25 protein-coding genes are annotated in these 23,286 nt (G+C 63.0%); 11 read left to right on the top strand and 14 right to left on the bottom strand.

What is annotated here, in order from left to right; genetic code table 11:
- Positions 1-702 precede the first annotated feature (702 nt).
- The 5 genes from ACIQTZ_RS21460 to ACIQTZ_RS21480 form a co-directional block, all read right to left on the bottom strand.
- Positions 703-2,190 (bottom strand): APC family permease, encoded by a 1,488-nt coding sequence (locus tag ACIQTZ_RS21460; RefSeq protein WP_402983843.1) that lies wholly within the window; start codon positions 2,188-2,190, stop codon positions 703-705.
- A 621-nt stretch (positions 2,191-2,811) separates the two neighbouring features.
- Positions 2,812-3,654 (bottom strand): pyruvate, water dikinase regulatory protein, encoded by an 843-nt coding sequence (locus ACIQTZ_RS21465; RefSeq protein WP_402950319.1) that lies wholly within the window; start codon positions 3,652-3,654, stop codon positions 2,812-2,814.
- On the bottom strand, positions 3,655-6,057 hold the full coding sequence (gene ppsA / locus ACIQTZ_RS21470; RefSeq protein WP_402983846.1) for a phosphoenolpyruvate synthase: 2,403 nt from the start codon (positions 6,055-6,057) through the stop codon (positions 3,655-3,657).
- Positions 6,058-6,321: 264 nt separating this feature from the next.
- Positions 6,322-6,660 carry a DUF1801 domain-containing protein gene (locus ACIQTZ_RS21475; protein WP_402983849.1) on the bottom strand — a complete coding sequence of 113 codons (339 nt, stop codon included), beginning with the start codon at positions 6,658-6,660 and terminating at the stop codon, positions 6,322-6,324.
- 190 nt (positions 6,661-6,850) lie between these two features.
- Entirely contained in the window at positions 6,851-7,210 is a 360-nt protein-coding gene (locus ACIQTZ_RS21480; protein WP_402983852.1) for a hypothetical protein, read from the bottom strand.
- 141 nt (positions 7,211-7,351) lie between these two features.
- Between ACIQTZ_RS21480 and ACIQTZ_RS21485 the strand changes: the two genes are divergently transcribed.
- Both ACIQTZ_RS21485 and ACIQTZ_RS21490 read left to right on the top strand, forming a co-directional pair.
- Complete coding sequence (locus ACIQTZ_RS21485; protein WP_402983855.1) at positions 7,352-7,477, top strand: hypothetical protein; 126 nt, start codon at positions 7,352-7,354, stop codon at positions 7,475-7,477.
- A complete protein-coding gene (locus ACIQTZ_RS21490; RefSeq protein WP_402983857.1) occupies positions 7,474-8,130 on the top strand; it encodes a nucleoside/nucleotide kinase family protein in 657 nt (218 codons plus the stop codon). The genes ACIQTZ_RS21485 and ACIQTZ_RS21490 overlap by 4 nt, the downstream gene beginning before the upstream one ends.
- A gap of 45 nt (positions 8,131-8,175) precedes the next feature.
- Here ACIQTZ_RS21490 and ACIQTZ_RS21495 read toward each other — a convergent pair whose 3' ends face one another.
- Positions 8,176-8,841 carry a GntR family transcriptional regulator gene (locus ACIQTZ_RS21495; protein WP_402983860.1) on the bottom strand — a complete coding sequence of 222 codons (666 nt, stop codon included), beginning with the start codon at positions 8,839-8,841 and terminating at the stop codon, positions 8,176-8,178.
- A gap of 131 nt (positions 8,842-8,972) precedes the next feature.
- Here ACIQTZ_RS21495 and ACIQTZ_RS21500 point away from each other — a divergent pair, with 131 nt between their 5' ends.
- From ACIQTZ_RS21500 to ACIQTZ_RS21535, 8 genes are all read left to right on the top strand, one after another.
- Positions 8,973-9,503 carry a type II 3-dehydroquinate dehydratase gene (locus ACIQTZ_RS21500; protein ID WP_402983863.1) on the top strand — a complete coding sequence of 177 codons (531 nt, stop codon included), beginning with the start codon at positions 8,973-8,975 and terminating at the stop codon, positions 9,501-9,503.
- A 1-nt stretch (position 9,504) separates the two neighbouring features.
- Positions 9,505-10,239, top strand: coding sequence for a fumarylacetoacetate hydrolase family protein (locus ACIQTZ_RS21505; RefSeq protein WP_402983866.1), 735 nt, complete (start codon positions 9,505-9,507; stop codon positions 10,237-10,239).
- A gap of 11 nt (positions 10,240-10,250) precedes the next feature.
- Positions 10,251-11,009 (top strand): SDR family NAD(P)-dependent oxidoreductase, encoded by a 759-nt coding sequence (locus ACIQTZ_RS21510; RefSeq protein WP_402983869.1) that lies wholly within the window; start codon positions 10,251-10,253, stop codon positions 11,007-11,009.
- 100 nt (positions 11,010-11,109) lie between these two features.
- Positions 11,110-11,697 (top strand): dihydrofolate reductase family protein, encoded by a 588-nt coding sequence (locus ACIQTZ_RS21515; protein WP_402983871.1) that lies wholly within the window; start codon positions 11,110-11,112, stop codon positions 11,695-11,697.
- 65 nt (positions 11,698-11,762) lie between these two features.
- Positions 11,763-12,341 carry a dihydrofolate reductase family protein gene (locus ACIQTZ_RS21520; protein WP_402983872.1) on the top strand — a complete coding sequence of 193 codons (579 nt, stop codon included), beginning with the start codon at positions 11,763-11,765 and terminating at the stop codon, positions 12,339-12,341.
- Positions 12,342-12,576: 235 nt separating this feature from the next.
- Positions 12,577-13,269, top strand: coding sequence for a histidine phosphatase family protein (locus ACIQTZ_RS21525; protein WP_400336584.1), 693 nt, complete (start codon positions 12,577-12,579; stop codon positions 13,267-13,269).
- Between the two features lie 23 nt (positions 13,270-13,292).
- Positions 13,293-13,841, top strand: a complete 549-nt coding sequence (locus ACIQTZ_RS21530) for a DUF3090 domain-containing protein (protein ID WP_402983875.1) — start codon at positions 13,293-13,295, stop codon at positions 13,839-13,841.
- A complete protein-coding gene (locus ACIQTZ_RS21535) occupies positions 13,841-14,608 on the top strand; it encodes an SCO1664 family protein (protein ID WP_402983878.1) in 768 nt (255 codons plus the stop codon). Before ACIQTZ_RS21530 ends, ACIQTZ_RS21535 begins: the two co-directional genes overlap by 1 nt.
- Positions 14,609-14,670: 62 nt before the next feature.
- Here the strand turns inward: ACIQTZ_RS21535 and ACIQTZ_RS21540 are convergent, their stop codons facing one another.
- The 8 genes from ACIQTZ_RS21540 to ACIQTZ_RS21575 are packed head-to-tail and all read right to left on the bottom strand — an operon-like array spanning position 14,671 to position 22,003.
- A complete protein-coding gene (locus ACIQTZ_RS21540; protein ID WP_402983880.1) occupies positions 14,671-15,834 on the bottom strand; it encodes a pyridoxal phosphate-dependent aminotransferase in 1,164 nt (387 codons plus the stop codon).
- Complete coding sequence (locus ACIQTZ_RS21545) at positions 15,831-16,769, bottom strand: NAD(P)-dependent oxidoreductase (protein WP_402983883.1); 939 nt, start codon at positions 16,767-16,769, stop codon at positions 15,831-15,833. The genes ACIQTZ_RS21540 and ACIQTZ_RS21545 overlap by 4 nt, the downstream gene beginning before the upstream one ends.
- Complete coding sequence (locus tag ACIQTZ_RS21550; RefSeq protein ID WP_400336579.1) at positions 16,747-17,544, bottom strand: aldo/keto reductase; 798 nt, start codon at positions 17,542-17,544, stop codon at positions 16,747-16,749. Before ACIQTZ_RS21550 ends, ACIQTZ_RS21545 begins: the two co-directional genes overlap by 23 nt.
- Before the next feature lie 34 nt (positions 17,545-17,578).
- Positions 17,579-18,736 carry a M24 family metallopeptidase gene (locus tag ACIQTZ_RS21555; protein WP_402983886.1) on the bottom strand — a complete coding sequence of 386 codons (1,158 nt, stop codon included), beginning with the start codon at positions 18,734-18,736 and terminating at the stop codon, positions 17,579-17,581.
- Between the two features lie 48 nt (positions 18,737-18,784).
- A complete protein-coding gene (locus ACIQTZ_RS21560) occupies positions 18,785-19,462 on the bottom strand; it encodes a 4-carboxy-4-hydroxy-2-oxoadipate aldolase/oxaloacetate decarboxylase (protein ID WP_402950368.1) in 678 nt (225 codons plus the stop codon).
- Positions 19,459-20,505, bottom strand: a complete 1,047-nt coding sequence (locus ACIQTZ_RS21565; RefSeq protein WP_402983889.1) for a biotin-dependent carboxyltransferase family protein — start codon at positions 20,503-20,505, stop codon at positions 19,459-19,461. Before ACIQTZ_RS21565 ends, ACIQTZ_RS21560 begins: the two co-directional genes overlap by 4 nt.
- Positions 20,505-21,215 carry an allophanate hydrolase subunit 1 gene (locus ACIQTZ_RS21570; protein ID WP_400336575.1) on the bottom strand — a complete coding sequence of 237 codons (711 nt, stop codon included), beginning with the start codon at positions 21,213-21,215 and terminating at the stop codon, positions 20,505-20,507. The genes ACIQTZ_RS21565 and ACIQTZ_RS21570 overlap by 1 nt, the downstream gene beginning before the upstream one ends.
- On the bottom strand, positions 21,212-22,003 hold the full coding sequence (locus ACIQTZ_RS21575) for a LamB/YcsF family protein (RefSeq protein ID WP_400336574.1): 792 nt from the start codon (positions 22,001-22,003) through the stop codon (positions 21,212-21,214). Before ACIQTZ_RS21575 ends, ACIQTZ_RS21570 begins: the two co-directional genes overlap by 4 nt.
- 263 nt (positions 22,004-22,266) lie before the next feature.
- Here ACIQTZ_RS21575 and ACIQTZ_RS21580 point away from each other — a divergent pair, with 263 nt between their 5' ends.
- A complete protein-coding gene (locus tag ACIQTZ_RS21580; RefSeq protein WP_402983892.1) occupies positions 22,267-23,283 on the top strand; it encodes a 2-hydroxyacid dehydrogenase in 1,017 nt (338 codons plus the stop codon).
- Positions 23,284-23,286 lie beyond the last annotated feature (3 nt).

Below are 23,286 nucleotides of genomic sequence, written 5' to 3' on the forward strand. Positions count from 1 at the left end.
CGCGATCTCCACCCGCGACAACGGATCCAACGGATGCGAAACACCCACCAAAACCTCAGTATCAGCATTCAAAGTCACAACTAACTCCTTTGTTTCCTGGGAAGGGACGCCAGCTGACGGTCCGCAGGCCCTGGGAAGCGGTGTGTCTACATCCCGCAGGGCCCGGTGTTACTCATCAGGGCGACACGTACATAACGCGCCCTTGATGCGCCGGAACCGTTCAGCATTGTCCGGAAATGGTCATCAAGGCCGATGGAACGGGCGTAACGAGCACCGTTGGCCCGGTGGGGCCGGCGGCGGACGTACGTTGCCTGGCATGCCCTGGTTTCCAGGGACTCAGAAAAGCTCTGCGATGAGCCCATCTGCTGTGATGCCAGTCACCCGCATTCCTTTCATGCAGCAAAACTACGCCATGAATTTCTTTGATGCGAGCGATTTATTGAGAATTACCTGAGAAATTATCCGACATTAATTCCCACAATAGTTAACATGTTGGAAACATCAGCGAAACATGCTGCCGTGCCGGGGAAACGCCATGTGGCCCACCACCGCACGAAGACAGCTGAAGGCCCTGACGGTCCCATGCCACTCCGTGGTGGTCATGTGCCGTCAGGGCCTTCAGCTGCATTTGTTGGGCCACGTGGCCTCAGAGGAAGCGGCGCACGAAGTCCGGAAGGGTCCTTCGCGCGCCCCGCCCGCTTCCTACGGGGTGGGATCCAGCACCCTTTCCTGCTCGGTTGCGTCGACGGTCTGCACCGTTTCCTCTATGGGTTCGCCGTGGGGACGTCGCTTCTCCCGCTGGGAGTAAAGCCAGATGGGCAAGTACAGGGCAAGGACCAGGAAGCCTACCCAGGTTGATGTCCAGCCGATCTCCAAGCTGTTCAGGTAGACCACGCCCACCACGCAGAACGGCACGTTGAACAGGCCAAAGACCAAGGCCACATGCTTCCAGCCCTTCGGCGCCTTGAACGGACGCTCCAGGTTGGCAAAGGCCGGGTGCTTCTTTGCCCGGACGTAAGCCAGCAGGCTGATCCCGTTGGCGAGTGTGTAGCCGATGGCCGAGGCTGCGAGGATGGCGGCCGCGTTGCCCATGGAGATGAGGACCAGGTTGAACGCACCGATGATGAGCATGGCCACGAACGGTGTTCCCTGGCGGTTGGTCTTTCCAATGAAAGCCGGCAGGTTTCCTTCGGTTGACATGGAGTGCATGGCCCGGGATGAACCCAGGTAGGCCGTTTGGATGATCAGGACCATTGCCGCAACCAACATGATGATCGTGACGATCGAACCGGCCTGGCCAAAGACTGCCTGCGCTACCGGGATCAGCGGAGAAACAGCTTGGGCCTGCACGCCATCAACACCAAGGACACCAATGACGGCGGTTTGCAGGAGGACGTAGAGCACCAAGCAAATCAGGCCACAGGCCAGCAGCGCCTTGGGGACGTCCTTGGCCGGGTTCTTGTATTCGGGTCCGTAGATTGCCGCCGTTTCCCAAGCACACGCGCTCCACTGCGAGATAGCAAAGATGCCGAAGAGCATCAGGATGTGGTGCAAGTCCCAGCCCCAATCGGACGGCCACCAGTTTCCGGTGATGTTGGACATGTCAACGTGGCCCGTGGCGAACGGTGCGACAGCCAGGACCACCAGCGGAATCAACGAGATGGCAGCCAGGATGTACCCGAGGATGGCGCCGTCCTTCAGGCCGAACCAGTTCACCACATACAGGCCACCAAAAATCACGACGCCGGAGATCAGGGCCAGCTGGTATTCGCTGAAGGTCTCCCCCAGCACCGGGAACAGGCCGTGCAGGTAGCCGCCCACCAGGATGGCGAAGATGGCGAGAATGGGATTCCATCCGAACCAGTAGCTCCAGGCAGTGAAACCGCCAATGAGCTTGCCCTTGTCGTACTTGCCCTTGAAATTTTCATTGCGGAAGACCAATTGCGCGAACCCAGGCAGTCCTGAGGCCTTGGGGAAAGTGGTGGCCATCTCGGCGTAGGCGGCGTTTTGCAGGAAGCCCTGAAGCACCGAAATCGCCCAGATGAGGATGGCCGCGGCAGACACATACATCGGCAGGTAGCCCAGGGAGGGCAGGATCAGCAGCGGTACGCCCAGGGCAATGGCCATGCCCTGTTTCCAGTTGATCGACCTCTTCAGATGGTCGACGCCATCTACACGATTTTCACTCATAACATCTCCTTGATGTACTGACAGCAGGTGGCCGCGCGGCATCGATCCCGGCCCGGTGGAAGCGTGGAAAGCATCCGCGGACACGCAAAAGAGTCCGCGGGAAGGGGAATCCCAGGCAGGGAGGCGCGAAATGGTCACAATCGGTGGGATCCCGGGGCCGGTGAAACAACGGTCGCGCACCCGGAACCAGGCTTTGAGACAGGCCGGGACGTCACCGCTTCGCCGGCGGTAACGGCCCCGGAATCTGCAGGCGGTGCCGGCCGGAGATCGCCTCAACCCCGGTGGGGGTGGAAGGAAACCACCGGCAAACCCGGCACACTCTGCTCCAACGGATTTGACCGGTTCAACTTCGAACACAGCCAGTGTGATACGGGTCACTTACATTCATTGATGGATCAAAACTACGCCGTTGAAAGCAATTTCGCGAGGCGTTTATCAAGAATTTAGTGAGAAATTAGATGGCGTATTTTCTCAGCCCAGTTAACACGCTGGAAACATTGCGGAAACACAGCAGAGAGCCTTCTGTGGGTGGTGAAGGCGGCCGGGATGGTGTGGCAGGAAACAAAGACGGCGTCCGCATGCCGGGAATCAACTGCGGCTTAGGGGGCATCCACGACGCTGTCAGTGGTGCAGTTGCATCTTCTGGAGCACCGTCGCGGAGATCTCTTCGACGGACATGGAAGCCGAGTTCACGTAGGGAATGTTGTTGGCCCTGTACATGTCCTCGGCGTTGCGGAGTTCAAAGGTGCATTGTGGCAGCGAGGCATAGTTGCTCCCGGGACGCCGTTCCTGCCGGATCTGGCTCAACCGGACCGGCTGCGACGTGAGGCCGAAACATTTGGTTGCGAACGGCAGCAACGGCCTGGGCAGCGAAAGGGTTTCGAAGTCTTCTTCCACCAACGGGAAGTTGGCGGCAAGGATCCCATGCTGCAGCGCCAGGTACATCGTGGTGGGAGTCTTACCGCACCGGGAGGGGGCGATTAGGATCAGCTCCGCGCGTTCCAGCGCCCGAAGCGACTGGCCGTCGTCGTGCTCTATGGCGTATTCGACGGCGGCCATCCGCGACTGATACCGGACGGCGTCACCGACGCCATGCGCCTGGCCTGGGAGGCCATTGGCCGAGGAGCCGAGTGCTTGCTCCAGCTGACCGATATGGGCGCCGAACAAATCGAAAAAGTGGCCTGTGCTTTGTGACAGGACGGCACGGACGTCGGGGTTCACCGTCGTCGAGAAGACCAAAGGCCGCGGCCCGGCAGCAGCCACCCGGTCGATGACAGCTACGACGTCGTACGCCTGTTCCACCGTGGTGATGAAGGGAATGGTGCGACGTTCCAGTCGTTGGGCCGGGAACTGGGTCAGCAGCGTGTTGCCGAGGGTCTCGGCCGTGATTCCGGTGCTGTCGGAAAGGAAGAACACCGTGGGGGCGGGCTGGGTGCCAGCCCCCACGGTGTGGTGGTCGACCATTTAGACGGCGGTGGTGCTGGTGGTGCGGGCCAGGCGGAGCCAGGTTTCGGTGACGGCGTCCGGGTTCAGGGAGATGGAGCTGATGCCCTGTGCCAGGAGCCATTCGGCGAAGTCCGGGTGGTCACTGGGGCCTTGGCCGCAGATACCGACGTACCGGCCTTTGGCGCGGCAGGCACTGATCGCCATTTCCAGCAGCTTGGTCACGGCCGGGTTGCGCTCATCGAAGCCTTCGGCCACGAGGGCTGAGTCGCGGTCCAGGCCAAGGGTGAGCTGGGTGAGGTCGTTGGATCCGATGGAGAACCCGTCGAAGTACTCCAGGAACTCATCTGCCAGGAGGGCGTTGGCCGGCAGTTCGCACATCATCACGATCTCCAGGCCGTTCTCGCCGCGGCGCAGCCCGTTCGCCGCGAGCAGCTCGATGACGCCGCGGGCCTCGTCCAGGGTCCGCACGAACGGGACCATGAGCTTGATGTTGCTCAGGCCCATTTCGTTGCGGACATATTTCAGGGCTTCGCATTCGAGCTCGAACGCCTGCCGGAAGGATTCTGACAGGTACCGGGAAGCGCCCCGGTAGCCGATCATCGGGTTCTCCTCCTCGGGTTCGAACGCCGGGCCACCGATCAGGTTGGCGTACTCGTTGGACTTGAAGTCCGAGAGCCGGATGATCACCGGTTCCGGGGCGAACGCCGCGGCGATGGTTGAGATACCCTCGGCCAAACGCTTGACGTAGAAGTCCCGCGGGCCGTCGTAAGCGGCGGTCTTCTCCCGGATCTGCCGCACCGTGAAGTCATCCAGGGTCGCAGGCCGGGCCACTTCGCCGGCCACGGCGAGCAGCGCGTTGGGGTGGATACCGATCTGCCGGTTGATAATGAATTCCAGCCGGGCCAGGCCAACACCGTGGTTGGGGAGCTTGGCGAAGCTGAACGCCTGTTCCGGGGTGCCGACGTTCATCATGATCTTCACCGGAGCCTCGGGCATGGTCTCCAACGACGTTTCCTGAAGCGTGTACTCCAACAAGCCCTCGTAGACCAGCCCGGCTTCGCCTTCGGCGCAGGACACCGTGACGGGGGTGCCGTCCTTGAGGATCTGGGACGCGTACCCGGTTCCGACGACGGCGGGGATGCCCAGTTCACGGGCAATGATCGCAGCGTGGCAGGTCCGCCCACCCCGGTCCGTGACGATCGCCGCGGCTTTCTTCATGATCGGTTCCCAGTCCGGGTCCGTCATGTTCGCCACCAGCACGTCGCCCTCCTGAAAGGATGCCATCTGGTCGATCGAGGACAACACCCGCACCTGCCCGGCGCCGATCCGCTGACCAATGGCCCGGCCTTCAACCAGCACCGTGGAACGCTCGGCAAGCCGGTAACGGGACACTGAGCCCGCGGCCTTGCGTGACTCGACTGTTTCCGGGCGGGCCTGCAGGATGTACAGTTCCCCGTCCACCCCGTCCTTGCCCCACTCAATATCCATCGGACGGCCGTAATGGGCCTCGATGGCCAGCGCGTGCCGGCCCAACTGCTCCACCTCGGCATCGGACAGGCTGAAACGCTTCCGCAGCTCCGGGGCTACCGGGATGAAGTCCACGGTGCGGCCCACCTCACGGGACTCGGTGTAGACCATCTGGATGGCCTTCTCCCCCAGCCCCCGCTTCAGCACCGCCGGACGACCGGCCACCAAGGCAGGCTTGTGGACATAGAACTCATCCGGGTTCACCGCACCCTGGACCACGGCCTCACCCAGACCGTACGAGGACGTAATGAACACGGCGTCCTGGAAACCGGTCTCAGTGTCCATGGTGAACATCACCCCGGACGCGCCGACATCGGAACGCACCATCCGCTGCACACCTGCCGACAAAGCAACCTCGGAGTGCGTGAAGCCGTGGTGGACGCGGTAGGCAATGGCCCGGTCGTTGTACAGGGACGCAAACACGTCCTTGATCGCCACCAGGATGTTCTCAATACCGTGGATGTTCAGGAACGTTTCCTGCTGGCCAGCGAAGGAAGCATCCGGCAAATCCTCAGCCGTGGCCGACGACCGCACAGCCCACGACACGTCATCGCCGTGCTCCTGGGTCAGGCGTGCATACGCGGACCGGATTTCATCTTCGAAACCCGCAGGGAACGGCGTATCACGGATCAGATCCCGGATCTGCTGGCCGACGCTGGCCAAAGCGGCCACATCGCCGCTGTCCAGGCCTTCCAGAATATCCTCGATCCGGGCATCCAGCCCGGATCCACTCAAGAACCGCCGATAAGCATCGGCCGTGGTAGCAAAACCGTCCGGAACCTTCACCCCTGCAGAGGCGAGGCTTTGAACCATCTCGCCAAGAGAAGCGTTCTTGCCGCCAACCTGGTCAAGGTCGGACAGGCCAAGATCGGAAAACCAGAGAACGTCAGTCATAAATGGTGTCCTTCGTTGGGCACGCGCTGACAAGCGCTGAAATATAGGGTGATGCAAGAGTGGGCGGATCACCTGCGAAGAAGCAAACGGATGTGACCAGCACAACTTAACGCAATCGTCATGAAAGACCCATGACTTTGCGAAAGAGCGCAAACCCCTTAAGGGCAACAAAGCACGACGGCGGGAGGCCGCTTTGGTTCCCGGGGAACCGAAACCGGCCTGCCGCCGTCGTTCACTCATTCCTGGGTCCGCCAGTGGCGGACGTCAGCTGGCCGCCTTGACCACCAGGGCCTTGATCCTGGCCTCGGTGGCATCGTCCAGCGAGGTGATGTTCCAAGCGACGGGGTGCATGTGGGCTCCCTCCTCATGGGCAGGATTCACCACTTCCCCAAAGCCGAAGACGATATATTCCTTGTCCGGTTTGATGTAGCAAATATCCTTGCCGTCCTTCACGTAGAACGGCAGTCCCCAGCGGACGATAGGCTCCAGGGACGGCGCGTTGTCCCTGATGATCCGGTGCAGGCGTTCGCCGATCTCCCGGTAGGGTGCCGGAGCCTCGCCGAGTTTGGCGAGGACTGCTGCATCGCCTTTCTTCGTAAACATGGTGTCGAGGCCTCCTTGGGGCGGATTGCGGGTCAACGGGCAGTATGGAAAGGATAGCCGCAGGCCCAACGGTCGACGAAGCTACGCTGCCTCATCTTCCTCGCTGTCGAGAATGCGACGGATCCTGGCAATGTCCAACGATTGGTTGCCCCACTGGAGGTTCAACTCGTACAGGGCCCTGCGGCAGTTGTCACACATGGCTCCTCCAGGGATGGTCCGGCGGGTTGGACCGTGCCGTCAGGGACGGACAGGTGGGGACTTCGCCGTCGAAACCCCCGGGCCCCAGTCCTTCACGCGCAAGGTCGTGGAGCAGTTGGTGGTAGCTGGAGAGTGCCAAGGCCGGAAGCTGATGCAAAGAAGCCAACGTCGCTTGCGGCCTGTCCACGCGGAACAGGGCCAGCAGCGCCTGATCTTCCTGGGCGTCATTCAGGGCCCGGTAGGTGCCTACGGGGCACTCCCTCACAAGTGCCTGAGCGTAAAGACTCAGCTGACGGGGCGGCGTCTGGTTACCGGCCCGCCGCCAAATGGTGACTGTATCTTCGTGGTCCACGATGACCCTCGATTCCCTGGTTGTCCGCGGAACCGGCCCCCTTCTCAGCCCCTCTGATGTGTCTATTATATGAACATTTAATGTCACAGTTCAAGAGTGAATTAGGTTTAAAGGTACTGTTCCAGGTATAGGCTAATCACCATGGTCATGCACTTCCCCGCCTCCGACGGCGACGCCGAGGCGGGCACGCCTGCCCACCATCACGAGGCCACCGAGCGGTACTCTCAAGAGCTGCGCAGCCTTCTGGATGGAGCGCTCAAAGATTGAATTCCTCCCGCGCCGAACAATCAGTGCCTGCTGTCTTCTACGATATTTCCGACCTTGAGCGGCGCCTTCGTGGCGCAGCCAGTCCGGGCGAACGGATGATCGTCGGGTTGGTGGGGGCTCCGGGTGCGGGCAAATCCATTCTTGCCGAACGCCTGGCCGAGCAGTTTGGCCCAGACGGCGCCGTCGTTCCCATGGATGGATTCCACTTGGCGAACTCCATCATCGACGGGACACCGTTGCGGGAACGGAAGGGCGCGATCGACACGTTCGACATCGGCGGGTATCTCTCCCTGCTTCAACGGCTGCGGCGCAACGATGAGGATGTCATTTACGCGCCTGCCTACCGCCGCGGCCTTGAAGAGCCCGTAGCGGCATCCATCGCTGTTCCCAAGGCGACCACTTTCGTCTTGACGGAAGGCAATTACCTCCTGGCCCGGCAGGGCCGCTGGAGCGAAGTCCGCCGTTACCTGGACGAAGTCTGGTTCGTTGAGACATCACAGCAGATCCGTGTGGCCCAGCTCATCCAACGACACGTAACCTCCGGAATGGCACCGGCCGATGCTGAAGCCTGGGCGAATGGTCCGGACGAAGCCAACGCGCGGTTCATCGAGTCAACGAGGAATTTCGCCGACCTCGTTGTCAGGCGGCGCTAGGGTTCGCGATCTGCCCGGTCCCGGTGCAAGTCGATGACCAGCGGGTTATTTGGCCGCGTCTTCCGGGAGCGTGCTGAGAATGCTCTGGACGCTGGTCTGCAAGTGTTCCCTAATAGCCTTGTCGGCCGCGGCTGCGTCACCCGCTTTGCAGGCCTCCAAAATACGGCTGTGCTCGTCATCCAACTGGGGCGAAGGGCTGCTGGTCGTCGCATAGATCTGCAGGTATGCCGATGAGGATCCTCGCAGGTTGTCGATCAATTCCACCAGCTGCTCCATGCCGGAGAGCCTGTATAGACCCATGTGGAACTGGTGGTTCAGTTCCACATACCGGTCCGGATCCGTGCACTGGGTCATTTCATCGATGATCGCCTGGAGGGGTGCGGCATCGTTTTCATGGAAATTGCCGGCAGCATGCCTGACTGCGAGGGCTTCCAATTCCGTGCGAATGGCGTACTGCTCGCGCAACTCCGCAACCGAGGGGGCGAAGACCGTAGCGCCCCGCTGCGGGGAATGACGTACCAATCCCTCATGCCGAAGGATGGCAATGGCTTCGCGCACCGGAGTGGTACTCACGCCAAAACGGGCGGCCAGTTCGTTCTGGCGCAGCTTCTCCCCCGGCGCAATGCGCCCAGCGGCGATCTCGGCGCGGAGTTCGGCCGCGATCGCCCCCGCAATGGTGGTTGAGCGGAGCTGACCCGTGACTGTGGACATGGGCCAAGTATCGCAGGCAACCTCGAGTTGAGACAATATGCATATTCGACATTGACCACTTCGGAAAATATGCATATTGTCAGTTGTGTTGCGGCAAGGTTGCCGCGACCTCCTGCGAAAGGAATCCCACGATGCAAGGACTCCGGGTCCCGAACGCCCCACAATGGCGGATTGCCGTCATCCAGGGCCCTAACATGTCCGCCCTCGGTAAACGAGATCCTGGCCTCTTCGGCTCTGTAAGGTCCTTGGAAGACCTGAACAATCAGCTGGATGGTTTTGCCGCGAAGATCGATGTTGAACTCCGACATTTCTCGTCAAACATCGAGGGGGAAATCCTCAACTTCATCCATGACAGCGATGACGTTGACGCGTTCATGATCAACCCCGCCGGACTCACGATGTTCGGCATGGCCACCCGTGACGCGCTCCTGGATTCCGGACGGCCCTACCTTGAGGTTCACTTCGCCAACCTCGCCCAGTGGTTCAGCACCTCCGGCACTCCGGATGCCAAATCCATCTTCAGCCATGGGGCGTCCGGAGTCATGGAGGGCCTACGGCATCACGGCTACGTCGGTGGAATGCTCGCACTCACCCTCGCCCTGGACGACCAATCGTTCTTGGGCAAAACCGCTCGTACAAACACCCACCGGAAGGAGTCCTGACATGACCACCTGCACCCAGTCCCCCACCGTTCCCGCCACATCCGGTGCCGCAGACGGGCTGCCGATAGGGCCGCCGTCGAAAATCATTTGCGTCGGGTTGAACTACCGCGACCACGCCACCGAGGCAGGCCTCGAAGTCCCAACCCGCCCGCTTCTCTTTGCCAAGTGGCCGAATACGCTTGTTGGCAATGGCAGTGAGATCCTGGTGCCCGAGGGCCTGCGCACCGACTACGAAGCAGAACTGGCCGTTGTCATCGGCCGACGGGCTCGGAACATCCCAAGCGAAGAAGCCCTTGACTACGTGGCCGGCTACCTCTGCGCCAACGATGTTTCCGCAAGGGAACTGCAGTTCGACGACGGCCAGTGGGTTCGCGGCAAAAGCCTGGACACGTTCTGCCCCATAGGTCTGGCCATGGTCCCGGCTGACCAGGTCCCGGACCCCCAGAATCTGGGGATCAAGCTCTGGTTGAACGGAATCCTCATGCAGGACTCCACTACAGCCAACATGATCTTCAGCGTTGCCGACATTGTCAGCTTCGTCTCGCAGACAGCCACGTTGGAGCCTGGCGACCTCATCCTGACTGGCACGCCCGCCGGCGTGGGCGTCTTCCGCAACCCTCCCGTCGGCCTGAAGGACGGCGACGTTGTCACCGTGGAAATCGAAGGCGTCGGTAAACTCACCAACCGCGTTAAGTCCGTTCAACGCTCGACGGCGCACGCTGGCCAGCGCGACTGAAGGAACCACCCATGCAACTCAACGGAAAAGCTGCCCTCATAACCGGCGGCGGCCAGGGAATCGGCGGCGGAATCACCCGGCGGTTCCTCGAGGAAGGCGCAAGGATCGCCATCGTGCAACGCCGCCCGCTGGAGGAACCCCTGGCCAGCCACCCGAACGTGCACTTGATCCAGGCGGACCTGACCGACATGGCGGCGATGCCTACCGCCGTCGAACAAGCAGCCGGGCACCTGGGTGCCATAGACGTCCTGGTCAACAACGCCGGCATCATGTTCGAGCGTGGCGTGGAGGACATCCTGCCCGGCGAATGGGATCTCATGATGGCCCTGAATCTGCGGGCGCCGCTCTTCCTGATCCAAGCCGCACTTCCCCACCTCCGGCGCAGCGGAGGCGGAAGCATCATCAACGTCGGCTCGATCGAGGGACTCGCTGCCAATCCTGGGCACGCTGCCTACTCAGCCTCGAAAGCCGGCATCCACGGAATGACGAAGGCGCTGGCCGTCGATCTGGGCGCAGACGGCATCCGTTGCAATGCCATAGCCCCGGGATGGATCGCTTCCGAACTCAGCGAAAAGTACCTCGACGCCCAAGCCGACCCGGTCGCTGCCCGAGCGGGGCTTAGGGCCTTGCACCCGGCCGGACGCATCGGGCAACCGGGGGACGTCGGGGACCTGGCCGTGTTCCTGGCCAGCGACCGCGCGGGATTCATGACAGGTGAGGTGCTGGTCCTGGACGGAGGACGGATGGCGAAGCTTCCACTGCCGTTTTAGGCCGTCAGGGCATTGACTCGCTGCTCGCGTTGGCAAAGACTGGTGAACCTGTCCCCCAGCCACCTGCTGAAAGCCCGCAAATCGCGGTCAGGAGGAAGCAATGTCCACGATCACCGTGTTCGAAAGCGTCACCCTGGACGGCGTCATGCAGGGTCCGGGCCGCGCCGATGAAGACACAAGGAACGGCTTCACCCATGGTGGCTGGGCGAACGGTTTCCAGGACGAGGTGTCCATGAGCTACGCAGGCGAGGGCATGAGCGCCGGCGGGGGCCTCCTTTTTGGGCACCGCACTTACGACGACGTGTTGGGGCACTGGACCTCCGTGGGGCCCAACCCCTTTGTTGACGTGCTGCTTGGTTCGGACAAGTTCGTCGCCTCCCGGAATCAAGAAGCCACGCTGCCCTACGGGAACAGCGAACTCCTGGCGGGCGACGCCGTGCAGGGTGTGGTGTCGCTCAAGGAGCGGTACCCAGCCGACCTCATGATCATGGGCAGCGGCGATCTGGTGCGCCAACTCCACACCGCGGGCCTTGTGGATCGCTACAGCCTGCTGATCCATCCGATTGTCCTCGGATCAGGAACCCGGCTCTTTTCCGACTCGACCCGTGCCGACCTTGACCTCACACGCAGCCTGGTCACCACCATGGGCGTCATCATCGCCGAGTACACGGTAAGGCCGCCACGGTAGCCACTACGTTTCCACCCCCACCACACGATCCCGTTCGCACACGATCCCGTTCGCCAAGGAGACCCATGCCAGCGATGTATACGTTCGATGTCTTCTCCAGCCTGGATGGCTTTGGCGCCGCAACAGGCAATTGGACCGGTTACTGGGGTAAACAGGGCCCGGAACTGTTGGAGCACCGTCTTGCCCAGTACAGCCAGGACCAGCGAATGGTGTTCGGAGCAACCACCTACCGGGCCTTCACGGAAATGCTCGCGGCCAACGGCTCCGAAGCGGAGGTCCACGATCCCTGGGTCACGGCAATGATCAACCTGCCCGCAACGGTTGTTTCAACCACCTTGGAGGAACCGCTCGACTGGAACGATGCGACCCTGGTCAGCGGCGACGCAGTTGACGTTGTCGCGCGCCTCAAGAGCGAATCCAATGTTCCGCTCCGCTCCCACGGAAGCCTCGCACTGAATCGTTCACTCATGGCAGCGGGACTGGTGGACCGGCTGCAGGTAACCATCTTCCCCGTCATCACCGGTCAAACCGGACTCGGTCCGATCTTCAGGGACGCTCAGGACTTCGACCTTGAACTGATCGGCCACACGACCCTCGACGGCCACACCCAGGAACTGATCTATCGGCCCACGCTGCACGACTGAAGCACCTGACTGCCCCGTGGATATCCAAGGACAGCGGTGCCGCGATGCCAAGTGACTAGTCCCGCACCTCCAGTTGGAAGCCGCATCGGCAGCGGAGCACGGGGTGCCGACCCTCACGGCCGGCGTCTTCGCCGTCCCGGTCTACCTGTTCAGGCACCGGTTTCCGCCGGCTGGCAGGGTGCGTTTCCATCACGTCCTGAAGGAAAGTCGTCGGCCACGTGGCTAGGCTGGACGGATGGCGACAGTTATCCTCGTGCGGCACGGCCGCACCACAGCCAATGCCACGGGACAGTTGGCAGGCAGGGCTCCGGGAATCAGCCTGGACCAGACCGGGCACGAACAGGCTGTCCTGACCGGAGAGCGGCTCGCGGCCGTTCCGGTGGTGGGGGTGGTTTCCAGTCCCTTGGAACGCTGCCTGCAGACCACCCAACACATCCTCGACCGCCAGCCCGGCAGGCCGCATGCACCCATCGATCCGGACCTCACCGAATGCGACTATGGCCAGTGGCAGGGACGCGCGCTCAGTGAGCTTGCGAACGAGGAATTGTGGCCGGTGGTGCAATCGCACCCGTCCGCCGTCGTGTTTCCCGGCGGTGAAGCCATGGCCGCGATGCAGGCGCGCTCGGTAGCAGCGATCCGCCGACACGATGCAGCCTTTGAGGCCGAGCATGGTGCCGGGGCCGTATGGGTGGCCGTCAGCCACGGGGACATCATCAAGTCCATCCTCGCGGACGCGCTCGGCATGCACCTTGATTTGTTCCAGCGCATCAATGTGGGCCCCGCGTCCGTGTCGATTGTCCACTACGGAGCCACCAGGCCCAGTGTTTATGCCACCAACACAGAGGCGGGCGATCTGTCCTGGCTCTCCAAAGGCATCCTGAGCGGCGATGCTCCGGTGGGCGGTGGCGCCGGGCAGAAGACTCCCTGAACTCCGTGTGCAAAAATACTCACATGCCTACGCGCGTTCACGAGTTCGATTGGCCCGACCGGGTTGTCATTGGCACCGTTGGCCTCCCCGGGGCACGCACGTTCTACCTTCAGGTGCGTGCCGGGAAACAGATGGTGAGTATCGCCCTTGAGAAGCAGCAGTCATCCCTGCTCGCGGAAAAGATCGACGAGATTCTCGACCAACTCATCACCGTGGAGGGCAACCCCTTCAGTGTCCCCAAGGGAACGCCCGTTGAACTCGTGGACAACGACCCGCTGGAGGAACCGCACGAGCAATTCCGAACCGGCGCCATGAGCCTGGGCTGGGATCCATCCACTGCCCAGGTGGTCATCGAGGCCTACCCCATCGCCGACGTCGATCCCGACGAGGAACCCCTTGAGGCGGAGGTCGCTGAGTTCGCCGAGATGATGGTGGTGCGCATGCCGGTCGGTGCGGCGCGCGCCTTCGCCAAGCGCACCCGCGAGGTCGTGGCCGCCGGACGCCCGATGTGCGAGCTGTGCGGCTACCCCATCGACCCCGAGGGCCACACCTGCACGCCTCCCGAGGCCTGATGCCGGATCAGGACCTGCTGGCCGGTGAGCTGACGCTCACAGGCCGCATCACCACCGCATCGAACGCTACCTTCCTGGGCAGCATCGGCGACGTCCAGGTGGTTTACAAGCCCATTGCAGGCGAAAGTCCGCTATGGGATTTTCCGCATGGCACCCTCGCCTACAGGGAGGTGGCGGCGTACCTGGTCTCGGAGGCCTTCGGTTGGGACATTGTGCCGCATACGTGGCTGCGCGAGGGCCCCTTGGGCGAAGGCATGGTCCAGCTCTGGAAGGAGCAGGACCCAGACAACCCGGCCGTTGACTTGGTGGCTTCCGACCATGTGCCCGAAACCGGCTGGAAACAGGTCCTCGAAGGGCAGGACGGGACCGGACAGATGGTGGCACTGGTTCATGAGGACACGCCGGCGCTCAGGCGGATGGCCGTGTTCGACATTGTGGTCAACAACGCTGACCGCAAGGGCAACCACGTCCTGGCCATGACGGATGAACACAGGCACGGCGTGGACCACGGGCTCACCTTTCACAGTGAGCACAAGCTGCGCACAGTACTTTGGGGATGGTTGGGTGACTCCCTGACCCCCGAGGAGCGGGACGGCATTGGCCGAGTTAACAAAGGGCTCGACGGCGGCCTGGGCCAGGACCTCGCGGAACTGCTTCACGCCGAAGAGATCGGAGCGCTCTCTGCGCGCTGCGAACACTTGCTCGGGGCAGGGAGATTCCCGGCCCCGAGTGGCGAAATGTCCGCGGTGCCGTGGCCGCTGTTTTAGTGGGTCGACCGCTGTACCAGTGGGTCGACCGCTGTACCAGTGGGTTGACCGCTGTTCCAGGGTCACAGCCGGGCGAAAGCCTCCCCCAACCGCCGCACACCCTCGCGGATGTGCTCCTCGCTGGCCGCGTAAGACAACCGGACATGGTGTTCACCATGTTTTCCGAACTCGCTTCCCGGCCGCACCGCAACACCTGCTCCGCGCAGGTGCGCGCACAGCTCGACGGCGGTCAGGCCGGCGTCGTACCGGGGGAAAAGGTAGAACGCACCCTCCGGTGAACTGGCGTGCAGACCCTCGATGTCCGCAAGCCCGTCAATCATGAGCTCGCGACGGCGTGTGTACGCAGCATGCATACGGCGAACATCCGGGTCCGCGGTTCGCAGGGCCGCCAGGGCCGCGAGCTGGCTTGCCGTATTTACGGAACCATTAAAAGTGCCGTGCACCCGTGCAGCCGCAGCAATAACCTCCGGCGGCCCCCACAGGTAACCGACGCGCCAACCCGTCATCGCGTAGGACTTGGAGAACGTCTGGCAATAGATGGTCCGGCCCCGCAAGCTGTCCACCTGCAGCGCTGAAGTGAAGGGTTCGGGCGTGTAAACGAGGTCGCTGTAGGCCTCGTCGGAGAGAACCAGCGTGTCGGTTCCGGCCAGGAGCCCGCCCAGCGCTTCCAGTTCCACTTGTGTATGCACGATTCCGGTCGGATTGGAAGGATTGCAGAACACAAAAAGCTTGGCGCCCACGAGGGCACGGCCCAAGGCTTCGAGGTCCCAGTGCAGGTCATTGCCCAAGGGGACGGGAACGCATACACCGCCGGCCATGCTGATCAGATCGGAATAAAGAGAGTACGTAGGGTCCGGAATGACCACCTTGTCCCCCGGGTTGACCAAACCCAGGATGGCCGCCGACAAGGCGGCAGTCCCGCCCTGGGTCACCAGGACGTCTGCCGACTGGACAGCGTGGCCGGCCAGCACGGAAAGCTTCGCGGCGAGGGCCTCGCGAAGGACTGGTTCACCGAGCAGGGGCGCATAGTGCGTGTGGCCCTCGGCCAGGGCCCGGTTGGCCGCTTCCCTGATCTGAAGCGGCGTGTCGAAGTCAGGCTCGCCCATGGCCAGTGACACGAGATCGCCCGTGGATTGGGGCTGCTGGACCCGCATGGAGGTACTCAGGATGCGTTGCACAGCGTGGGAAGCCGGGACAGCGGTGGTGGTTTGGACGGCTGGAGTCATGGGGAGCTGATCCTGTTCTGGTTGGTGTGGTGCAGTTGCGGGGCATCCAGCACTTCCTGGATGACGGCGTGGTCATGGTCCCCAAGACCCTGATTGACCGCTTCCTCAAAGAGGGCTGCGGATTCCCGGGCCAGCGGAAGGCGCGCACCCACGTCATCCCCCAAGGCAACGGCATACCGCAGGTCCTTGAGTTGGTTGACCGCGCTCCCGCCCAGCTCGTAAGTGCGCCCCAGCAGCTTGTCTGCTTTGAGGTCGAGCACAGCACTGGATGCCAGGCCGCCTTTGAGGACTCGTGCGACTTGACTGTCTGAGAGGCCGGATTTGCGTGCAAGGTGGAGGGCTTCGGCCAGGGAAACCAAGGTCCCGGCCACTACCAACTGGTTGCACAGTTTGGCAGCGGCGCCGGTTCCGAGGGGACCCATGTTCTCGATGGTGGTGGCAAAGGTCCGCAGCAACGGAAGGAGGTCACCGAAAGTCTCCGGATCTGCCCCGACCATGAGGCTGAGCGTTCCCGCCGTGGCACCGGCATCGCCGCCGCTCATCGCGGCGTCCACCACCTCGATATCGAAGGGTGCCACCCGGGCGGCGAGCGCCCGTACCTTGTCAGGAGAGGTGGTGCTCAGGACAATGAGCCGGGCAGTGCCGTCGTGTTGCCACTGTTCCAGGACAGACGACGGCGTCAGCCGGTCCAGATGGTCAATGTCCGGTAGCGCCGAGAGGATGACCTGGGATGACAACCGTTCCACTCCGTCGGCCACTTCAGCGTGGGGCCGGAGTTGCTCGGCCGTTTCCCTGGTGCGGTTCCAGACGCGGAGGCGATAACCGGCGTCGGCGATGCGGCCGGCGATGGGAGCGCCCATCGGCCCCAAACCGATGAGCCCTACCGTGTCTGCCGGGCCGCCCCCGGCGGGCTCACTCCAGTTCGCTGAGGTCATCAATGGTCTTCATTTCGGTTTCGCTCAACTCGAACCACATCACGTCCAGGTTCGTGGCCATGCGGTCCTGATGGGCGGACTTGGGCACTACCGCGACGCCGTGCTGTACGTTCCAGCGGACGATCACCTGGGTGACCGATGCGCCATGGGCTTGGGCGATTGCAGCCAGGCTTTGGTCGTCCAGTCGGGCACTTCTGAACGGGCTGTGGGCTCCCACCACCACTCCGCGTTCGGTGCAACCGGACAGGTAGCGGGCGCTGAAGTGGACGGGACTCCACTGCAGTTGTGCAACCTCCGGATAGACGCCGGTTTCGGCGTGCAACTGGTCCAACAGGCGCAACTGGTAGTTGCTCACGCCGATGGCGCGGACCAGGCCCTCCTCGCGGGCGCGAACCAGCTGCTTCCAGGCCGATACACCTGCACTCCCACCGGGGGGCCAGTGCATGAGCCAGAGATCAACGTAATCGGTGCCGAGGGCTTTGAGGCTGGCATGCAGGGTTTGGAACTCGTAGCCCACGGAGTCCGGCGGAAGCTTGGTGGTCACGAAGACCTCTTCGCGGGGAACGTCCGTGCGGCGAAGCGCTTCTCCGACCGCGTCCTGGTTCTGGTAACGCGTGGCGGTGTCCACGCTGCGGTAGCCGGTTTGCAGCGCGTGGAGCACGGCCTCGGTAGCTTCGGCTCCTCGAAGCGGGTGGGTACCGAAACCGATGAGCGGCATGTGCGTGCCCGCTGTGAGCTGCACAGTGGGTGCTGCGGTGAGTGTCTGCTGTGTCATGGATTTCCTTGGTGTCGTCAGGACCATATGCGGGTCAGTAGAGATGGATCAGTCGCTGGGGAACGATGTTGAGCCGCTCGTGTCCGGAGCCCGTTACCAGCACCGTGGACTGGAAGGCGATGCCCGGTCCGCCGTCCAGGCTTGCCGCCGTGCGGATGGACAAGGCCATGCCCGGTTCAAGGACGTCGCTGGAGCCGGCCGAGAGCAGGGGCCTCCCGACGCCGGTTCCCACCGAATAGCCGATCACCGGATCCAGCCGTTCGGGTGCGACAGCTCCCTGCAAGCCCCGCTTGTAGGCTGCGTACACCTCATCGGCCCGGACGCCCGGCGCTACGGCCGCAATGGCGGCTTCGGTTGCGGCGGACAATGCATCGGCGGCACTTTTCAGGGAAGCGGAAGGCTGTTCGAAGACGATGGTGGTTCCGGCTGCTCCGGTGTACAGGCGGCTGAGTGGGTAGAGCGCGAAGGGAAGCGGTTGTCCCGGGTCAAGCACACCCGTCTCCGGTACCCGGCCAAGGAGCGTGACGAGGCTGTTCTTGGGGAAGTGTGAGGCCCGTGTAACTCCTGCACTGTGCTCCAATGGCGACCAGGCATCGCCGCCACCGGCACTGCGGAGCGAGCGGTCCACGTTGCGGACGATTTCGTAGGCCCGCAGTTCCGGTGTCATCCGGTCAACCACAGCGGTGTAGGCGATATCTGCGAGGTTGGCGGCTTCCCTGAGGAGGCGGAGTTCCTCGTCGTCCTTGATGCGGGCAGCGGCGTCCAGGATGGGTGCCGCGTCGACCGACTCCGCTTGCGAAAGAATGGCAGCGAGCGCCGGTCCATGTACCTGTGTCGCCTCACCCTCCAGCGCAACCCTCGAACCTGCGCCGAACGTACCGAGGTACATGGCCAGCACGGCCTGCCGTCCGCTGCCGCCAACGTCACCGATCGGCCAGTAGTCCGCGTTGCCTTGGTATCCGGAATGTTCGACGGCGGTCCGGTCGGCTTCGGAGGCGAGGAGCCTCAGTGTCCCGCTGGCTTCGAGGACCAACAGGGTTCCCGGCGCCGTAAACGGCCGGATGTTGACGCCGGCCACGTAGGCGATGGCTGTCGCACTGCCGGCGATGAGCACGTCTGCGCGCGCTTCCTGCAGGTGCCGTGCCACGCGTTCGGCACGCTGTTGTACTGGATTGATGATCAAAGGTGCCATGGAGAGGCCTCTCGTTTGGTGACTTTGGCGGACAGGAGGGCTTTCAGGTCAGTGCTCCACGAGGAGGCCCTTGGCCTTGAGTTTTTCGGCCAGGCCGTGGAGTTCGATCACCGTCTTACCGCCGGCACGGTGCTGGGCCATGATGGTCGCCTCGTTGTCCTCGCGTGCCTTGCAGCTTCGGATGACCTCTTCGGCGTCTTCGGGTTTGATGAGGACGATTCCATCGGCGTCCCCCTTGAGGATGTCCCCCGGGTTCACGATCTGGCCGCCCACGGTGATGGGGTAATTAACCGGTCCGAGGGTCTCCTTCACGGTTCCCTCAATGCAGACAGATCCGGAGAACACCGGAAAGCCGAGTTCGATGATTTCGGCACTGTCACGCACGCCGGAGTCGGTGACGAAGGCAGCGAGCCCCTTGGACTGGCAGGCCGTGGCGAGCACTTCACCGAACGATCCGGACTGTTCCAGCTCGCCGGCGTCCACGATCACCACATCGCCGGGTTGGGCGTAGGAGATGCCCACCTGGACCATGATGTTGTCCCCGGGCTGGGCCTTGACGGTGAAGGCCGGGCCGCAGAAGGACATGCCCGGGTGGAGCGGCTTGATGCGGTGTGACAAGGCGCCCTTGCGTCCCTGCGCTTCGTGGATGGTGGCGGAGGAGAATTCGTTGAGCCGGGCTACAACGTCGGCGGACGGGCGGTCTACTGTAGTGCGAACGTGGATCATGACAACCTGCTTTCAAGCGATATTTCGGGATGGTTCAGGGATTCGGGTGCCGTTTCCGGCTGTGGCGGGAGGCCGGCGTCGAAATTTCCGACGCCGTGGGCGTGCAGCGCCTCCCAGGTTCTTTGACGGAGCCGCGCAATGGACAGTTGCCGCTCCCGCTGCGAAAGCGAAGCTTCTTCGAGGGTCACGTGACGGAACCGGACGCGGTGCCCGGGACGCACTTGGGCCATCGCGTCCAGCGCTGGTCCGGTCAGGACGCCGAGCACCGGATACCCCGCTGTGACGCCTCGGCCGCGGTGCAGGACCAGGAGCTCTGTGGTGGACGGTACCTCGATGGCTCCCACCGGCACACCGCGGGAAAGTACTTCGTCCGAGGAAATCCTGCTGGGAAGCACACCGGCCAGCCGCAGGCCCACATGGTTGCTCCGCGGACTCACCACATACTCGTTGCTGAACAACAGTCCAGCACTGGCGCCGAATTCGTCGATGTCCGGACCATCCGTCACATCGATGACCGGTGAACGGTCCATCCTGCGCTGCACCTGGCCCAACTGGAACAGGGGCAGGTCGAAGAGGGGGTGCTTCAGGGGCGCCGGCCGCGCGTTGCACGCGAGCCGCTGGTTCTTTTCCAGCCGCAGGCCGAATCCGAGCATGCTGTCCGGGGCACAGCTGCCCAGCAGCATGGGGACCGCGAACGAGCCGTGGACTGCCAGATAGCTGCGCAGCCCGATCGCGGCAGGGTCAACCGTGACTACCTGCCCGGCGCGAACGGAGAACGGGGTATGGTGCGGAACCGAATAGTCGTCCACACGTATCGTGGACGCTGCGCCGGCTACTGCCAGGAGCATGTCCGCTTCGGCAGCGAAGGACAACCTGCTTGCCGTCACCTCCAAAAGCGGGGCGTTGTCATGGTTTCCCACCAGGATGTTGGCCACACGCGCCGCGTATTGGTCCAGCGCGCCGTTGACCGAGAATCCAAGTGCGGGCCCATTGAACCGGCCAAGGTCGGTGACTACCGTCATGGCTGCGGAGAGAATCAACATCACAACGCCATCCCACTCAAACGGAGCCCGGAATAGTCGTCCCATTCGGCGGCCTCAATTGCCCTGAAGCGGATCGTGTCGCCCGGACGGTACGGAACCAGGGTGGGACTGGCCCAGTCCAGGACACTGACCGGAGAGAGGCCAATGAGCCGCCATCCGCTCGGCGCCCGCACGGGTCCCACCACGCCCTGCTTCCCGGCCACGGACACCGCATTGGCGGGAACTTCCAGCCGTGGATCAGGGAGGCGGGGAATCGGCCGCGTGAACGCCGGACCATCGATCATGCAGGAGGCCGCCGGACCGCCAAGGCACCTCACCACATGGTCCCTGGCAGTGTGGAGGGCGACGACTTCTTTTTCGCTGATGCCGAGGTGGCCGGCAACGAAGCCGAGGTCCGGGCCGTGTTCTCCGCCGTATACGACGGGCAGCGTGAAGTGGCGTGGCTTCCGTGCGGCTGCGCCGGGGGTGGCCAGTGCCTGTTGTACCAACGATTCGAAGCCCGCGGAAAGAGTGAGGAAGGATTGCAGCTCCGGGTCGAACTCGACGAGCAGCGAATCGTAGGTGGGCACGGTTCCGTAGACGCCTGGAAGCGGGTTGTTGGCCACCCACGAGGCAATCTTGTGCACGGCTTCCCATTGCTCTTCGAAAGTGGCATCCTCGACCAGCAGCCGGAAGGCCGCTTCGCCGGATGGGACAAGCCTGGTCTTCATGGGCGGGCCAGGGAGTTCTGACGGAGTGTTGCAGCGAGCGGGGCGATGGTCACTCCGGCGTCCAGCAGGGCATCGCGGACCCGCGTGGCCAGTTCTACGGCATGCGGGCCGTCGCCGTGCAAAAGGATGGTGTCGACGTCGACGTCGAGCAGCTTGCCTTCGCGGCTCAGCACCGTGCCTTCCCTGGCCATACGCACTGTCCGCTCCACCACGGCGTCCAGGTTGTGGATGAGGGCTTCGGGATGGGTTCGTGGAGTGAGGGTTCCGTCGTCCTCATAATTGCGGTCGATCACGCCCACCATGCCAACCCGGATGCCGTGATTCGCTGCGGCGTCCACCACGGCGCCGGCCTGGGTGAGCACAAGGATGGAGGGATCGAACTGGGCCACGGCCCGCACCATCGCATCGGCATAGTCGGCCCGGGTGATCACCAGGTTGCCAAGCCGTCCATGCGGGCAAAGATGCGTTACCGAGGTTCCGTGCGCGGCGGCGAACGCAGAGAGGGCACCGAGCTGGTACAGCACGTCGGTACGGACTTCTTCGGCAGTCAGGTCCATGGAACGCCTGCCGAAGCCCACCAGGTCCGGAAAGCTGGGGTGCGCGCCTATCCCAATGCCGCGGCGCACGCATTCTGCAACCGTGCGGTCCATGACCCGGGGATCACCGGCGTGGAATCCGCAAGCGATGTTGGCCGAGGTCACCAGATCAAGCAGGGCGTTGTCATCTCCCATGGTGTAGGCACCGAAGCCTTCGCCAAGATCGGCGATCAAGTCAACTGTGGTGGTCATCTGGCATCCGTCTCCGCTGTTCTTCGTGGGCCGGTTTCCCGTGGAGGGTTTGGCTTTGTGTTGAGAAAAACGTATGAGCCATCCGCCGTGAGCGCTAATACCCATTTCGCATACACGTATATAGCCCGCTTATGGAAAACAAGCGCGCATCGAATGTGTTGATGTAACCCTTGACAAAGCCGGGAACGTGCAGGAAACAATAAAATATAGAATTCTTCGCAGCCATCGAACTGCGCTTCCTGCCCCACTTCGAATGAGGAACCATGGCATATCGAGTAGCAATCACCAACGGTTACGCGGCCCTTGACGGCAGCACGATCTTTGGCGACATTGGCCTGTCAGCCCTGACCGACGCCGGCCTCGAATGGCAGGTCCTGCCCGAACCCGTCGATTCGCTGCGGGCCGCTGAGCTCGAGGACTTCGATGCCGTCCTTGTCATGGGGCCGGAGCGCATGACGGAAACCACGCTGCAGGCACCGGGCCGCTTGCGCCACGTGGCACGTTTCGGTGCCGGATACGATGCGATCGATGTTGCCGCCTGCACTCGCCACGGCGTCGTACTGACGAACACTCCCGACGCCGTCCGGCGGCCGGTTGCCGATGCCGCCGTCGCCCTCTTGTTCGCGCTGGCCCACAACCTGGTAGTGAAGGACCGGCTGGTCCGCGAGGGCCGGTGGAACGAGCGCGAAGACTGGCACGGCTCCGGGATGGACGGCGCAACCGTCGGCATCATCGGCTTCGGCGGCATAGGCCAGGAAACAGCCCGCCGGGTCAAAGCGCTGGGGCTCCGCACCGTTGCCTGGAACCGATCGGACAGGTCCGCCGAGGCCGCCGGTACCGGCGTGGAACTCATGTCTTTGGAGAACGTCCTCGCTACGAGCGACTTTGTCATTGTCACCGTGGCCGGCAACACCGGAACACGCCACCTCATCGGCCACGCCGAACTGGAGATGATGAAGCCCGGTGCGCGTTTGATCAACCTGGCGCGCGGAAGCGTCATCGACGAGGAGGCCATGATCGCCAGGCTTGCCGACGGGCGACTCGCCGGCGCCGGACTGGACGTTTTCGAGCGTGAACCGCTTCCGCGGGAGAGTCCCCTGGTGGCGATGGACAACGTGATTCTCGCACCGCATTCGCTGTGCTGGACCGAAAGCTTCACCAAGGCCGTGTCCGGAAGCGTCATGAGCTCGATCATCGATGCAAGCCGAGGGAAAACCCCGGCGAACACCGTGAACCCGGAAGCCTGGGCGAACGCAGGCAAACCGGCGCTGGCCGGATAATGG

The organism is Paenarthrobacter sp. NPDC090520 (genome assembly GCF_044769205.1).
Taxonomy (GTDB): Bacteria; Actinomycetota; Actinomycetes; order Actinomycetales; family Micrococcaceae; genus Arthrobacter.